This is a genomic window from Pelistega sp. MC2, from assembly GCF_900099475.1.
GTDB lineage: Bacteria > Pseudomonadota > Gammaproteobacteria > Burkholderiales > Burkholderiaceae_B > Taylorella > Taylorella indica.
Genome location: NZ_LT628274.1, coordinates 439506 through 454759 on the forward strand (window position 1 = coordinate 439506; position 15254 = coordinate 454759).

General features: G+C 39.5%; 13 protein-coding genes. 8 read left to right on the forward strand and 5 right to left on the reverse strand.

The genetic code is table 11. The annotated features are described in order from the left end of the window. The 3 genes from BQ4443_RS03795 to BQ4443_RS03805 form a co-directional block, all read right to left on the reverse strand. A complete protein-coding gene (locus tag BQ4443_RS03795; protein ID WP_071058114.1) occupies nucleotides 1–933 on the reverse strand; it encodes an alpha/beta fold hydrolase in 933 nt (310 codons plus the stop codon). Nucleotides 934–978: 45 nt separating this feature from the next. Continuing rightward, nucleotides 979–3510: a DNA internalization-related competence protein ComEC/Rec2 gene (locus tag BQ4443_RS03800; RefSeq protein ID WP_176752449.1), complete on the reverse strand. Its 2532-nt coding sequence runs from the start codon at nucleotides 3508–3510 to the stop codon at nucleotides 979–981. 226 nt (nucleotides 3511–3736) lie between these two features. After that, nucleotides 3737–4552: a TatD family hydrolase gene (locus BQ4443_RS03805; protein WP_071058116.1), complete on the reverse strand. Its 816-nt coding sequence runs from the start codon at nucleotides 4550–4552 to the stop codon at nucleotides 3737–3739. An 82-nt stretch (nucleotides 4553–4634) separates the two neighbouring features. On the opposite strand from BQ4443_RS03805, the gene ubiM reads away from it, so the two are divergent. Then, the gene (gene ubiM, locus BQ4443_RS03810; RefSeq protein WP_071058117.1) at nucleotides 4635–5816 is read left to right on the forward strand and encodes a 5-demethoxyubiquinol-8 5-hydroxylase UbiM; all 1182 of its coding nucleotides are present in this window, start codon (nucleotides 4635–4637) and stop codon (nucleotides 5814–5816) included. Nucleotides 5817–5990: 174 nt separating this feature from the next. Here ubiM and lolD read toward each other — a convergent pair whose 3' ends face one another. Together lolD and BQ4443_RS03820 are read right to left on the reverse strand one after the other, a co-directional pair. Next, complete coding sequence (lolD, locus tag BQ4443_RS03815) at nucleotides 5991–6671, reverse strand: lipoprotein-releasing ABC transporter ATP-binding protein LolD (protein WP_023949943.1); 681 nt, start codon at nucleotides 6669–6671, stop codon at nucleotides 5991–5993. Further along, nucleotides 6664–7944 carry a lipoprotein-releasing ABC transporter permease subunit gene (locus BQ4443_RS03820; RefSeq protein WP_031274224.1) on the reverse strand — a complete coding sequence of 427 codons (1281 nt, stop codon included), beginning with the start codon at nucleotides 7942–7944 and terminating at the stop codon, nucleotides 6664–6666. Before BQ4443_RS03820 ends, lolD begins: the two co-directional genes overlap by 8 nt. A gap of 40 nt (nucleotides 7945–7984) precedes the next feature. Between BQ4443_RS03820 and BQ4443_RS03825 the strand changes: the two genes are divergently transcribed. From BQ4443_RS03825 to BQ4443_RS03850, 7 genes are all read left to right on the forward strand, one after another. Continuing rightward, nucleotides 7985–8938, forward strand: a complete 954-nt coding sequence (locus BQ4443_RS03825; RefSeq protein WP_143000545.1) for a hypothetical protein — start codon at nucleotides 7985–7987, stop codon at nucleotides 8936–8938. Continuing rightward, complete coding sequence (gene recJ / locus BQ4443_RS03830) at nucleotides 8920–10620, forward strand: single-stranded-DNA-specific exonuclease RecJ (RefSeq protein WP_071058300.1); 1701 nt, start codon at nucleotides 8920–8922, stop codon at nucleotides 10618–10620. The genes BQ4443_RS03825 and recJ overlap by 19 nt, the downstream gene beginning before the upstream one ends. A 3-nt stretch (nucleotides 10621–10623) precedes the next feature. Beyond that, nucleotides 10624–10758 carry a hypothetical protein gene (locus tag BQ4443_RS12600; RefSeq protein WP_256330876.1) on the forward strand — a complete coding sequence of 45 codons (135 nt, stop codon included), beginning with the start codon at nucleotides 10624–10626 and terminating at the stop codon, nucleotides 10756–10758. A gap of 205 nt (nucleotides 10759–10963) precedes the next feature. Next, nucleotides 10964–12068, forward strand: a protein-coding gene (gene prfB, locus BQ4443_RS03835; RefSeq protein WP_143000547.1) for a peptide chain release factor 2 whose coding sequence is annotated in 2 segments (ribosomal slippage) — nucleotides 10964–11044 and nucleotides 11046–12068 — 1104 coding nt in all. Because the reading frame shifts where the segments join, the coding sequence is not laid out codon by codon here. Then, entirely contained in the window at nucleotides 12068–12826 is a 759-nt protein-coding gene (locus BQ4443_RS03840) for an SDR family NAD(P)-dependent oxidoreductase (RefSeq protein WP_023950109.1), read from the forward strand. The genes prfB and BQ4443_RS03840 overlap by 1 nt, the downstream gene beginning before the upstream one ends. Before the next feature lie 2 nt (nucleotides 12827–12828). Continuing rightward, nucleotides 12829–14349 carry a lysine--tRNA ligase gene (lysS, locus tag BQ4443_RS03845; protein ID WP_023950110.1) on the forward strand — a complete coding sequence of 507 codons (1521 nt, stop codon included), beginning with the start codon at nucleotides 12829–12831 and terminating at the stop codon, nucleotides 14347–14349. Nucleotides 14350–14472: 123 nt separating this feature from the next. Beyond that, a complete protein-coding gene (locus BQ4443_RS03850) occupies nucleotides 14473–15252 on the forward strand; it encodes a 5'-methylthioadenosine/adenosylhomocysteine nucleosidase (RefSeq protein ID WP_071058119.1) in 780 nt (259 codons plus the stop codon). Nucleotides 15253–15254: the final 2 nt, after the last annotated feature.

The window sequence follows — 15254 nt, forward strand, 5'->3', positions numbered from 1 at the left end:
TCACTTATCCAATAAAAAATCCTGAACCATATCAACTTGTTCAGTCTCTAATAATGCCGGTGCATGCCCTGTCAGTGGAATATGCTTAGCCGTCGCCCTAGCATTAAAAGCGAGCATTTGCTCCACCGTTTGTGCACTCAATAAATCTGACTGTTCGCCATGAATAATCAGAATAGGACAATCAATTGCTGTATAGCATCCCCAGAGCAGATTTTCACTAACCTCAAGATATGTACTAGAATTAGCTGTTTTAAATGAATCTGCCAATTTTAAATCGTATTGTGTCACCCATTGAGTACCTTCTTGTTTGAGACCTGCTCGAGCAAACACCAACCAATGTTCATCAGACATAGGTCCAAAAGAAGCCGATACTACTTTTAATGTTTGTGCCGCCTCTTCTAAGGTATCAAACGTAACTTTTTTACCAATATAGTCACCTATACGATTAAGTGCTTGTATTTCAAGACGAGGTCCTACATCATTAAGAATAAAATGTTTAATTGGTAGTTGTGTCTGAGGAGGCAAAAACTGATTATGCCCTAAACTCATCTGTAACTGTGAACGAGCCCCCATTAGCCCAAGTCCAATTAGCCCACCCATGGATGTACCTAGCCAATCGATATGCTCAGCGCCTAAATGGACAATCAAGGTTAACATATCAGCCACATAAAAAGGCACGGCATAATAATCTGGATTGATATGGAAGTCTGATGCCCCACGTCCCACAACATCAGGACATATCACCCTATGCGTCAGACTCATACGACGTGCTACTTCATCAAAGTCACGTCCTGTCCGTGTAAGTCCATGCACACAAATCAACACTTTCTTATTATGTGGATCACCCCATTCCCAATAGGCCATACGGTGAAAACCTTGAGGATTAGCACATGTCACAAATTTCAGACGTGGTTCTTGTTGAGAAGAGCTCATTTTTTACTCCCATAGTTTTTATCCACTATACCACAATGTCTACATTTATCGATGCCAATATCGTCGTTGCTGATGTCTCCATTGACTAATATGAAAACCCAAATGAGTGGATGCAAACACTATTTCTCCCGTTAAGGCTGTATTAAAAAACTGACTACCATAATCCTGCCATCGTTTTTCAATAACAGGATGAGGATGACGGTAACTATTGTAAAAGCCCGTCTGCGCAAAAGCATACTTCGCTGCTATTTGTTGAATAAAGTGTTCACTTGATGAGCTTTTGGAGCCATGATGTGGCACTTGCACTAAGGTGTAATGTTGCCAATTTCTCATACGCTCTTGCTCTTGTAGCATATCGCCCGTCAATAGCGCACGATCATACTTCCCTTCAATGGATAAAATACAGCTTTGATAATTTTTAGACTTAATAGGAATAGTAGCTTGCTCAGCTTTATTTAAAAAATGAAACCTTACCTGATCCCACTCAAACTCCACCCCCTCTTTACATTGCTGATACATTAATTGTGGGTTTTTGCTACTAATGATTTTTCCCAAGCGCCGCTCCTCTTCATCAATAAAGCGATTAACTTGAAAAGAGGCAAACATTTTTTCTAAATGAATTGTTTCCACTAAACTAGATAAGCCACCACTATGATCTAAATCAGCATGTGATATAACCACCGCATCCAACGAATGGATATGCTGAGCCCTTAAAAAAGGAATTAGCACTCTGGTGCCGGACTCATAATGAGGAGAACTTCGTAAACCTGTATCGAATAATAGCGTGTGATGTTGTGTCTGAATAAGTACAGCTCCTCCCTGACCAATATCTAAAGCATGGATCTGCCATTCTCCCTCTTGTAACATTGGTGGTGCATATAAAAAGCTGGGCATAAAATAAATCGGTGCTAATCGCGCATAAGGAATACCCTTGGGCATCAAGTAAATCAATAAAGCGATCCCGCTTAACACGTTAATCCACTCAGGTAATTCCCCCACATCAATAACCGCCCAAGTAAATTCACTTAGGTAACTACTTAATTGCATCACCCATTCCAATAGTTGATGACACGTATCAGCGACCCACTGATTAAGTGTTTGCCATGGATTTAATACACTGAATATACCTAGCAACAACGCTAATGGCGTAATTAAATACCCTACTACTAAAATGGCATAGCTATTGACGATAGGAGAAATTAAAGATACCTGATGAAAAAACTGGATTAAAAAAGGCATCATTCCTATGGTTATGATACCTTGCAACAGCAGCCATTCCTTGATAAAAAAACAAACGTTACGGATTCGACTATTATTCTTGTGAGGTGTTTGTTTAAGTTTGTTTACCATAATAGATAAGATAACCACCGCCCCAAATGACAGATAAAAGCCAGTAGTTAATATTGCCCAAGGATCAAGCAATAACACAATTACCGCTGCTAACAATAATAAAAAAATCGAACTAAATTTTCGTTTACTTAACTCCACTATATAAAAAATTAATAACATCAAAAAAGTACGTTGAGCAGGAATCCCCCAGCCTGCTAATAAACAATACAATAAAGCAACAATAACACCTATTCCTAAGGCAAAAGACTTAAGGGCGACATAATCAGCAAGTAGTTTTCGCTTATACCGTATTCTTTTGAAACAGACTAAACTCACCGCTACGGCAAGACTAGAAACCATCGTAATATGAGAGCCACTAATAGACACCAAATGAGTCATTCCAGTACGGTTAAATAGCTGCCAATCCGCTTGTGCAATACTTTGTTGGTCTCCTATCACCAAGGCTTGAATCACACCTGCATATCGCTTACCTTGTAAATAGGCTTGCATACGCTCTCTAACCCTATCTCGGACAGCCTGAATATACGTATTAAACCCTAGCTGTTGAATCGCTAATTTTTCAGGCGTCTGCTTCACCGTTCCCAATGCTCGAATATTTTCTTGAAAAAGGTAGGTCTCATTATCAAACACTCCTGTGTTCATCAAGGTATTTGGCTTTCTAAGTCGTAAACTCATTCTCCAACAGTCGCCCGGTCTTAATGTCGGCTTCGTAGCTACCTTTTTCGATTGATACAAATCAAACGTAGAGGATAGATTCCACAGCACTCTAATAGTAGAAGGAATACCCTTTATCGGCGATAGTAATTCAGCATCAAACTCTATTGAATCATCCCTATAGGTAGCTAGACTCACTACACAGAGATCTAACGTAGTGACTTTATTATCATAGTTGTCACTAAGTTGGTTATATAAGCGAGGATATGCTAGCAAAAGCACATAACAAACTGCCACACTCACCCCCAATAAGAAGCTAAAAAAACTATTTAACAAGGGAAATCTAGTGGCTAATCCTTGGTGAGTGCAGCAATATTCTCTAACCTCTCTTATTTTTGGGATTAACGGATTTTTTTCTAAAAAATACTTATTGATAGTGTCAAAATACAAACCATAAGATATGACAGCTAAACTCAACAATCCAAACAAAAGAGTCATGGTTGTAGGTAAGCTTGTTAAGCGTTGTACGGCAAAAAAACCAAGAATCATTCCCGCCAGAAATAGACTCAGCATATCAATCATCACCTAGCCAAAAAAAGACAGCATAGAAATACCCTCTGGCTATACCATTTAACTCGCATAGTCAATTGATTATCTTAGGTGAATTTATATAAGAGCATAGGGGTAAGTGGATAGAAGTATCCAATAGGATTTTTCCGTACGTAGCAACTAAATCGCTTACTTCATCCCTACTATTGCATCTGAAATAGATAGCGGCATATTACCGTAATAAGCTACTTTACATATGACAATGATTTTTTAGACGAGGCAATACTCTTTGGGCATTTATAGCTGTTTGTTCATAGAGCTCAGCCAGTGTAATTCCTCTCAAATTCGCTATTACTTGAGCAATTTGAGGTAAAAAAGCTGGACTATTTCGTGGATTATCTTTGCTTAACCATGCAGGTGGAATATCAGGTGCATCCGTTTCCAATACTAAGCTATCTATGGGCAATTCAGTAGCTAATCGTCTAATTTGTAAAGCACGGGTAAATGTTGCTGTTCCTCCAAACCCAAGACAAAAACCCTGTTCAATATAGGCTTTTGCCTGTTGCTCGCTACCATTAAACGCATGAGCAATACCTTTTCTCACATCATATTGTCTTAAATATTTAAGTACCCGATCCTGAGATCGACGCACATGCAATAGCACAGGAAGATCATACTTTTTTGCCATCTTTACTTGTTGTTGGTAAAAAAATTCTTGTCGCTCTTTTTCCAATCCTGATGAGATTTCTGGTACAAAATAATCTAACCCAATCTCTCCTACCGCCACCAGACGTTCATCTTCTGCTTGTAAAGCCTCTTCAATTGTCTGATCCAATATTTGCAAATCCTCATCCTTGGCATAGCGTACATACATAGGATGAATACCAAGGGCGTAGTAGCCTCCTTGAAATTGATGGGCTAATGTTTTTACCGTGACAAAATTTTCACGCCATACCGCAGGAATAATTACAGCACCAACGCCTGATACTTGGCAATCACGAATAACGTCTGGGCGATCACTATCAAATTCTGGGGCATCTAAGTGGCAATGTGTATCTATTAGCATGGTTATCGTTGCAATTTGTTAAAATGGAGGCTATTGTTAAATATTTATATTGTACTTTTAGTAACCCCATTAGGGAGGCATAATGTCTTTTGACGCTGATATTATTGTGGTGGGTGCAGGGCCAGCTGGTTTAGCATTCTGCCGTTCGCTAGCCAATAGTCCCGTTTCTATTTTAGTTATAGAGAAACAGCCTGAAAGTAGTGTAAGCACACCCGCGTTTGATGGTCGAGAGATTGCTATTACCCATTCTTCTCGTCAAATTATGCAGCAGCTGGGTATTTGGGATCATCTGCCAGTAGAAGAAATTTACCTTTTAAAAGATGCCACAGTAATCAATGGTAATTCAGATTATCAACTGCATTTTGATGTTAGCCAACCTCGCATTCCTGGTGAGGGTTTAGGTTTTCTTATTCCTAATTATCGAATTAGAGAGGCGAGTTATCAAGCCATTAAAGATCAAAAAAATGTTCAAATTCGCTATGGTTTAGGTGTAAATGATGTGAGTCTTAGCACTCAAGGCGCTACCGTCACCTTAGAGAATGGTGACAAGATCAGTGCACGCATGGTGATTGCTGCAGATAGTCGCTTCTCAAACACTCGCCGTAAAATGGGTATTGGTGCTGATATGAATGATTTTGGTCGTACGGTACATGTTTTCCGTATGCGTCATACTATTTCTAATGAACATACCGCTACAGAATGCTTCCACTATGGACGTACACTTGCTATCCTACCTTTGGAAGAAAATCTTTCTAGCTGTGTAGTCACAATTGATACTCATAAATCGCATGAGATTACTGACTTAAGCCCTGAGGAGCTCGCTCAAAGTATTATGGCTCAGCTAAATCATAAGCTAGGCGATATGACATTAGATGGCAAAATCGTCAGTTACCCCTTAGTAGGTGTTCACGCCCAACGTTTCTATGGTTTATCTTGTGCTGTCATTGGTGATGCCGCTGTTGGTATGCACCCTGTGACGGCCCAAGGCTATAACTTAGGCTTACAAAGTGGGACGATTTTAGGGGGACTTATTGCCGAGGCAGCCAAAGCAGGTCACGATATTGCTTCTCCAAGTTTATTAGTCAAATACGAGCGTCAACATATGCTTAATACAAGACCGCTGTATCATGGTACAAACTTAGTTGTTAAACTCTTTACGACTGAATATACGCCTGTGAAAGTATTACGCTCAGCGGTATTGCGTTTTAGTAATAACTTCCCACCCATAAAATATCTAATTACTCGTCAGCTAACTAAAGTGTAGCGAGTGATTATTTTTTGCTTCAGTTTTGAAATAATTTCCATAAAAAAGGTCAGTTTTAAACTGACCTTTTGAACTTAGCCGTAGGGTGTGAATAAATTTCTCTTGATTAATATCAATGGACAGGCTTTCAGCATAATTGATAAAACCTATCCAACCACATAAATCACTGACTATCTACCCTCTTAATACGCCTTTCTCCATCACCAATTGACGATCGGCTAAAGCCGCTAGTTTGGGATCGTGAGTCACAATAATAAAAGCGGTATTAAACTCTTTATTAACCTCTTTAAGCAAACTAAACATACTCTCCGCTGTTTCCGTATCCAAATTACCCGTTGGCTCATCTGCTAGCACCAACACAGGGTTAGCGACCAATGCTCTCGCTAAAGCTACACGTTGTCTTTCTCCCCCAGATAACTCCCCAGGACGGTGATGGATACGCTCCGCTAAACCAACTTTACCCAATACTACTTCTGCCTGCTGACGCGCCTCAGCATAAGAAACTCTACGCATAATCAATGGCATAGCCACATTATCTAATGCTGTAAATTCAGGTAGTAGATGGTGGAATTGATATACAAAGCCTAGTTTTTGATTACGTAACTTACTACGCTGATTTTCATTCAGTTTGGCTGCATTTGTACCATCAATCCAAAGCTCCCCAGAGCTTGGCTGATCTAATAAACCCATTATATGCAATAAGGTACTTTTGCCCGATCCAGAGGCACCAATAATAGCTAGCATTTCACCTTGAGAGACAGATAAATCAACCCCTCGTAAAATTTCAAGATGCTCTGTCCCATCGAAATAAGACTTCGTCACAGCATTAATCTGTAAAACTGTTTGATTAGTCATGACGTAAAACCTCCGCAGGTTGTAAACGAGACGCACGCCAACTTGGGTATAACGTTGCTAATAACGATAACACCAACGATGTAATACCAACTGTTGCCACTTCATCAAGCTCTACTTGTGAAGGTAATTGATTAATAATATAAACACCCGGGTCAATAAAATGAGTACCAAGAAGATTTTCAATAAATGGCACAATCACATCAATATTATAAGCAATTAGACAACCTAACCCCACGCCAATGATGGTTCCCAAAATACCAATCAAAGAGCCTTGTACCAAGAAAATACCCGCAATAGATTTAGGACTTGCGCCTAATGTTCTTAAAATAGCAATATCTGATTGTTTATCTTTAACAGACATCACTAAAGAAGATAATAAATTAAATGCCGCCACAGCTACAATCAACGCCAAAATCATAAACATCATACGTTTTTCTGTTTTGACCGCTGCAAACCATGTGCGATTATCATACGTCCAGTCTCTCAAAATATATCCTGGTGGCAAACTGTTCGTTAATTCATTCGCCACTTGTGGTGCTTTAATCATATCTTTAATTTTGAGACGAGCACCTGCTATACCAGAATCTCTAAATAAGACTGCCGCATCCTTAACCGCAATAAAGGCTAAATTTGAATCATATTCAGCATGACCTGAGGCAAAAATACCTGTAACAGTGAATTGCCGCATCCTTGGTGAAAATCCCGCTAGATTCATTGACCCCTGAGGAGACATCACTAGCACGGTATCTCCAAGCTCAACGCCCAACTGAGCTGCCGCTCTAGTCCCTAGCACCATATTAAACGACCCCGGTTGTAAAGAAGCCAAATCCCCTTGTTGCATTTGCTTTGGCAAATCTGATACATCACCCTCTGATTCAGGCAAAATACCTCGAATCTCTACGCCTTTTAACGAGTCTTGACGTGCTAACATGGCACTTGCTGCCACAAAAGCAGATGCACCTACTACCTCAGGATTTTTCATCGTAAGCTCTTTGAGGTTTTTCCAATCCTCAATAGCTGTTGTCGCTGGTACACCTGGGTTATACACTTGAATATGAGGTAATACAGATAACATCCGATCTCGGACTTGCACTTGGAAACCAGTCATTACCGACAAAACAACAATCAATGCAGCGACACCCAAGGCAATCCCTGCCATCGAACTTGCCGCGACAAAAGAGACGAAGCGATCCCGCTTTTTCCCTCTTCCTTTGGATCTCGTCAATCCAGCATAACGAGAACCAATCCAAATTTCATAAGGTAAATTCACAATAATTCTTCTAATTAAAATAAATACAGGTACAATTTCAGCTATGGAAATAATTATTTTAGGGGCATTACCCCACACGACAATGGCAAAAGAAAGTGAGGCTTATTTACCTAAACAAGCCCCGCATTTTACTCGCCTATTACAAACCCATTCTGCCAGTACACAATGGTTTGATTTAGAATCCATCGGTTGCACACCTTATGAATACTATCAACTCCAAAAAGCACACTATCAACACCTTGATGGGTATTGTGCCAAAGGCTTAGGTATTCTTTACGCTTACCATAGTTCTCAGCATTTTAACACTTATCCATCAGAAAACATTTATTTAATGGAGCTAAGCCACGCTGAGATGGGATTAAATAATGCCAGTCTGTTTCTATATGATGAACTAGGTGCACAGCAAAGTGAGACCCTGCAATTATTTGACACGGTTAAATCGCTTTTTGAACAAACACCTTTTACTTTTCTAGACCACAATCATCGCTATGCTTTGATTGATATGGGAGCTAATTTTAACCACCCATTACCAAGCCCTAGTTTATTAGCGACAGGTAATCTTAACGATTGGTATCGTCAATTATCACTACCAAGAGAATTACGTGCACTCTTAAATGAAGTACAAATGACTCTTTTTAATCATCCCGTCAACCAAGCTAGAGAACAAAAGCGATTAAAACCACTCAATCATGCTTGGATTTATGGGGGAGCGCAATTGAATCATTTTATGCAGCCTTTGTCTAACACTGAAAAACACCAGAATACCCAGACATTGATTATAGATAAATTATATTTACCTCATTTACATCAAGACTGGGGGACTTGGTTAGCCACCTTACCTAGCATTGATGAACAATTAAATTCTCATCAGAAAGAAATAGAGCAAATTCAACTAATAGGTTTTGATAGAATTGTTACCCTAACACCTGATTCGTGGGTGAAATCTATTTTTAATAACAAAAACAACTGGAAGCAATGGTGGTCTCTGTCCAAGTAAACAATCGTACCGTTAATACCTCTTACGCTGAGAAACTTATCCAGCAAGGGGTAAATCCCTTTATGGCTAAACTATGGGCTGCTCGTGGTGTATCGGATATTGCTGAGACGCAAACATCTTGGCAACAGCTTATCGCCCCCTCTTTACTCTCTCAAGTAACGAATGGGGCAAAAATTTTGGCTGATGCTATCCAATCGGGTAAACGCCTCCTAATTGTTGCTGACTATGATTGCGATGGTGCAACAGCTTGTGCAGTAGGGATACTCGGATTGCGAATGATGGGCGCCAATGTTGATTTTGTTGTGCCTAATCGTTTTGAAACAGGCTATGGCTTATCACCCGCTGTCATTAATGTGATTATGGAGAGAGTAGATCCAAAGCCAGATATTTTGATCACTGTCGATAATGGTATTGCCAGTGTCGATGGAGTTGCTGAAGCCAAAAAGTATGGCATGGAAGTCCTCATTACTGACCATCATTTACCTGGTGATATTCTCCCCGATGCATTAGCTATTATCAATCCAAATCAAAAAGGATGTACTTTCCCTTCTAAAAACTTAGCCGGTGTAGGTGTTATCTACTATACCCTAATCGCTTTACGTAGTGAGTTACGTTCACGAGGTCATTTTCAGACTATCTCTGAGCCTCGTTTGGATTCATTAGCTGATTTAGTCGCTTTGGGTACGGTTGCCGATGTCGTCAAACTAGATGCAAACAATCGAATTCTAGTGACACAAGGCTTAAACAAAATCCGTTCTGGTCAAATGCAGTACGGTATTCGAGCCTTATTTGATGTTGCGTCAACAAATCCTTACCAAGCAAATAGTATGGATTTAGGGTTTAAAATTGGGCCACGTATCAATGCCGCTGGCCGTTTAGCCGATATGAGTATTGGTATCCGTTGCCTCATTAGCCAAGACTATGATGAAGCATTATCCCTAGCCAAAGAATTAGATCAATGGAATCAAGCACGCCGTAATATTGAGCAAGACATGAGCGAGCAGGCATTAGAAGAAATAGAAAGTGATTCTTTTACACTTAAACATTCTATTTGTATTTTTAATGCCGACTGGCATCAAGGCGTAGTCGGTATTGTTGCTTCACGTTTAAAAGAAAAGTTTTGGAAACCTACCTTAGCCTTTGCACCAGGTGATGAAGGAGAAATTCGTGGTTCAGGACGCTCTGTTCCTGATGTCCACCTCAGGGATGCTCTTGACTTAGTATCAAAGCGCCACCCTAACCTCATTCATAAATTTGGTGGTCATGCTATGGCAGCAGGATTAACCATTGCAGAGCAAGACTTTACTGAATTCATTCAAGCTTTTGATAAAGCGGTTGTCGATATTAGTGGTAAAACGACTTTTTATCCCCTAATCGAAACCGATGGATCTTTAGATGTCGCTTATGCAACAGCAGAAACAGCGGTTGGCTTGAGTCAATTTGTCTGGGGTGCAGGTTTTCCTCCCCCCTTATTTAGAGATGTCTTTAGCGTTAGAAATCAGCGATTATTAAAAGAAAAACACCTAAAACTACAAGTAGAACGTGATGGTATGATATTTGATGCTATTTGGTTTAATCACACAGAAAGTGTTGATAATACCGTAGAATTAGTCTATGAGTTTGTCCCTAATTACTGGAATGGAAATGTCTATACTCAATTAATGGTTAGACATGCTATGTAAAAAATGATGAAAAAATTAATTTTATTCAGCTTTATCCTTCTTTTGCAGGCTTGCCATATGGTAGACCCCAATGCGTCTGTTGATGGCGTAGTCGGTACAGTTGGTGGTGCTTTTGGCAATATTAATCAGCCTAAATAATTAGTTAAATCCCCGTATTTTGAGCAAGCAACAAGAAATTTTTCTATGTAATAGATGTTTCTTGTTTTTGTCGTCTTGTTCTTTATTCATGCACTTTATTCATTTTCTCAAGCAAATTCAATGATTAGCGGTTCAGACTGTATCTAATTAGTCTAAATAAGGTAAAATAATCAGCTTAATCTTTAAAATTATCACTGGAATTTACATGGAAGTTGAACGTCAGAATCAGCTAGCCGACACTTTAGCTGACTATGCAGAGCGTGAAAAAGCCCTTAGGGGGTATCTTTGACTTTGATACGAAGTCAGAGCGCCTACAAGTGGTTAATCTAGAAATGGAAGACCCTACAATTTGGGAAAATCCTGAAAAAGCACAAGAACTCGGTCGAGAAAAAAAGAACCTAGAAAATATTGTCCTTGTTCTAACTGAGCTTCAACAATCCATTAAAGATAGTCAAGATCTATTCGAACTCGCCAGTAGTGACAATGATGATGAAACACTTTTAGCCATTGAAGAAGATGCTAAAAAATATGGCGAAATTATTGAAGGTTTTGAATTCAGACGTATGTTCAACAATCCGGCTGACCCGATGAATTGCTTTATCGATATTCAGGCAGGAGCTGGTGGTACTGAAGCGCAAGACTGGGCTTCTATGTTATTACGCCAATATTTACGCTATTGCGAACGCAAAGGATTTAAAACTGAAGTACTAGAAGAATCTGACGGTGATGTTGCTGGTATTAAATCAGCTACCATTAAAGTTGAAGGTGAATATGCGTTTGGCTTTTTAAGAACAGAAAGTGGTGTTCATCGCCTTGTTCGCAAAAGCCCTTTTGACTCAGCTAATGGTCGACATACGTCATTCGCTAGTTTATATGTTTACCCAGAAATTGACGATTCTATTGAGATTGACATCAATCCCGCTGATTTACGTATTGACACTTATCGTGCTAGTGGTGCTGGTGGTCAGCATATTAATAAAACGGACTCTGCCGTTCGCATTACCCACCAGCCAACAGGTATTGTCGTGCAATGCCAAAACGACCGTTCTCAGCATCGTAATAAAGCAGAGGCTATGTCTATGCTTCGTTCAAAACTTTATGAGTTAGAGATGCGCAAACGTATGGCTGACCAACAAAAACTGGAAGATGCAAAAACAGATGTAGGTTGGGGACATCAGATTCGCTCTTATGTCTTGGATCAAAGTCGCATCAAAGATTTACGTACCAATGTTGAAATTTCAAATACTCAAAAAGTACTTGACGGTGACTTGGATTTATTTATTGAAGCTAGTTTAAAACAAGGAATCTAATGACTATTGCCATTGTCACAGGTGCATCCAGAGGATTGGGACTTGCTCTAGCAGAAAAGTTAGCTAAGGAATGCAAGGTTTTAATCACTATTGCTCGCCAAGATGAGATTGAAACGATTTCCTCTTTTGCCAAGCAATTCGGCTGTCAGCATATTCATTTCTCGGCAAATTTGAGCGATATGGAACAAGTAAGCTGTATTGCCCGTCAAATTGATTCATATTTAAATCAATCTTTTGATAATTACTTATTAATTAATAATGCTGGCGAGCTAGGTCCTATCAAGCAATTTAATGGGCTGACATCTGACAAAGCACAAGAAATTGCGCATACATTTAATCTAAATATTGCTTCCGTTATCACACTAACTAGTGTGTTCCTTACTGCTTGTCAACAACATTCTGGTGCTAACATCCAAGTGATCAACATCTCCTCAGGAGCAGCGCGTTCAGCCTACCCTGGATGGGCTGTTTACTGTGCAAGCAAAGCCGCCTTAGACCGTTATAGTGAAGTGGCTCAACTAGAAGCTCCTTTTGCAAAAATTGTATCGTTAGCTCCTGGTGTTTTAGATACAGGTATGCAAGCTAATATTCGTAATTCCACCGTAGACGACTTTCCTAATCTACAACGATTTAAAGATTTACATACAAACCAAGCACTTAGTGCTCCTTATGAAGTAGCAGATAAAATTTTAAAATATCGTTTAAGTGATGATTTTGCTACTCAAACCCTTGCAGATATTCGTTTAATTAAAGACTAATCATGACAGAACAAACTCAAACCCCTGAATTCGACGAAAACCGATTAATTGCTGAACGACGCGCAAAGTTAGATAAGATCCGCCAAGAAAAAGGTGTAGCGTTCCCCAATAGTTTTCGTCCAGAAAATACAGCTCAAGCTTTACATCAAGCCTATGACTCATTAGAAAAGGCTGAATTAGACCCTAAAGAAATTCCTGCTTGTGTCGCTGGTCGTATGATGTTAAAGCGTGTCATGGGTAAGGCAAGTTTTGCCACTTTACAAGACTCAACAGGTAGAATTCAGGTCTACTTAGACAAAGCTCATATTGGCGAGGATGTCTACGAGGCATTTAAAACCTGGGATATTGGTGATATTTTAGGTGTAAAAGGTCGTGTGTTTAAAACCAATAAAGGTGAGCTATCTATTCATGCTCAATCTGTTGAATTAATTAGCAAATCGCTACGCCCTCTTCCTGATAAATTCCATGGTATTGCTGACCAAGAATTGCGTTACCGTCAACGCTATGTTGATCTTATCATGACAGAGCAAACACGTGAGACCTTTAAAAAACGTAGTTTTGCCATGAATGCAATTCGTGGTTTAATGACAGAAGCTGGTTTCCTAGAAGTCGAAACCCCTATGCTACACCCTATTCCAGGAGGAGCCTCTGCCAAGCCATTCATTACCCATCACAATGCATTGGGTATGGATATGTTCTTAAGAATTGCGCCTGAACTTTACTTAAAACGTTTAGTCGTTGGTGGCTTTGAACGTGTATTCGAGATTAATCGCAACTTCCGTAATGAAGGTGTGAGTCCTAGACATAATCCAGAATTTACGATGATGGAATTTTATGCAGCCTATACCGACTACAACTGGATGATGGATTTCACGGAAAAAATTATTCGTGAGACAACTCGTAAAACATTAGGCACAGCAAAAATTACTCATCAAGGACGAGAATTAGACTTAGAGTCACCATTCGAACGTTTAACAATGGTTCAAGCCGTACTAAAATATGCCCCTCAATACCAAGAAGCACAACTTAGTGATAGTGATTTCTTGCGTAGTGAGTTGAAAAAATTAGGGGCGGATATGAATGATCCTGCCATTAAAAACGCAGGTCTTGGTGGTCTACAATTAGCTTTCTTTGAAGAAACAGCAGAAAGCCAATTATGGAATCCTACCTTTATCATTGACTATCCTGTTGAAGTATCTCCACTCGCACGTGCTTCAGATACAAAAGAAGGTATCACTGAACGTTTTGAATTATTTATCACTGGCCGTGAAATTGCCAATGGCTTCTCTGAGTTAAATGACCCTGAAGACCAAGCAGAACGCTTTATGGCTCAAGTTCGTGCTAAAGATGCCGGTGACGAAGAAGCAATGTACTATGATGCTGACTATATTCGTGCACTTGAGTACGGTATGCCTCCTGCTGGTGGTTGTGGTATCGGTATTGATCGCTTAATGATGTTAATTACGGATAGCGCTAGCATTCGTGATGTATTACTCTTCCCTCACTTACGCAAGGAAGATTAATTGAGGATTAAAGAAATTTAATTCAATACGGTACTATAAGGGCTTATATGTTAAGCCCTTCATTATTTCTACTTAAAATTTTTAACAATAAACTGTTTACCCTATTTACTTGGGACGATTAATATGACGCTCGGAATTATTGCGGCTTTACCTGAAGAAATTGCTGACTTACTTGATCAAATGAAAGAGCATATGGTGAAACATACCATTGGACGACGCGATTTTTATGAAGGTAATCTCTATGGACAGCATTGCATTATTGTTCTAGCTAGAGTAGGAAAAGTAGCGGCTAGTGCCACTTGCGTTACGTTAATCCAATCTTTCAATGTTAAACGAATTATTTTTACTGGTTTAGCTGGGAGCATAGCACCCAATGTGAATATAGGTGATATTGTTATTGGTACCTCATTTTGTCAGCATGATTTAGACGCAGATCCTTTTTTCCCTCGCTACGAAGTGCCTTTATTAGGCAAGACATTTTTTGAAAGTGATGTACAGTTAAATCACGCCTTACTACACTCAGCACATGAATTCTTAGATCCAAGTATCAACGATAATATCCATGAGATCATTTCTCGTGATGCTTTCAAAACATTCTCTTTAGATAACCTACGCATTCATCAAGGACTTATTCTTAGTGGTGATCAATTTGTTGGACATAGAATAACTGCTGCTGACCTTATTTCCGTCTTTCCTGAAGGACTCTGTACAGAAATGGAAGGCGCAGCTGTTGCACAAGTCTGCTATGAATACGACATACCTTTTACCGTGATGCGTATTATTTCTGATAAAGCAGATCAGACCGCTCATACAGATTTCAAACGTTTTTTAACAGAAGTAGCTCGCTTTATTTCTTCTCAGATTCTAATTAAATTTTTGCAAAATCTACAAAATAAAGTATAATA

Coding starts and splice junctions, on each gene's coding strand:
- BQ4443_RS03850 (WP_071058119.1), top strand. CDS start 14,473: ATGACGCTCGGAATTATTGCGGCTTTACCTGAAGAAATTGCTGACTTA.
- ubiM (WP_071058117.1), top strand. CDS start 4,635: ATGTCTTTTGACGCTGATATTATTGTGGTGGGTGCAGGGCCAGCTGGT.
- BQ4443_RS03800 (WP_176752449.1), bottom strand. CDS start 3,510: ATGCTGAGTCTATTTCTGGCGGGAATGATTCTTGGTTTTTTTGCCGTA.
- BQ4443_RS03805 (WP_071058116.1), bottom strand. CDS start 4,552: ATGCTAATAGATACACATTGCCACTTAGATGCCCCAGAATTTGATAGT.
- BQ4443_RS03795 (WP_071058114.1), bottom strand. CDS start 933: ATGAGCTCTTCTCAACAAGAACCACGTCTGAAATTTGTGACATGTGCT.
- BQ4443_RS03825 (WP_143000545.1), top strand. CDS start 7,985: ATGGAAATAATTATTTTAGGGGCATTACCCCACACGACAATGGCAAAA.
- lysS (WP_023950110.1), top strand. CDS start 12,829: ATGACAGAACAAACTCAAACCCCTGAATTCGACGAAAACCGATTAATT.
- lolD (WP_023949943.1), bottom strand. CDS start 6,671: ATGACTAATCAAACAGTTTTACAGATTAATGCTGTGACGAAGTCTTAT.
- BQ4443_RS03840 (WP_023950109.1), top strand. CDS start 12,068: ATGACTATTGCCATTGTCACAGGTGCATCCAGAGGATTGGGACTTGCT.
- BQ4443_RS12600 (WP_256330876.1), top strand. CDS start 10,624: ATGATGAAAAAATTAATTTTATTCAGCTTTATCCTTCTTTTGCAGGCT.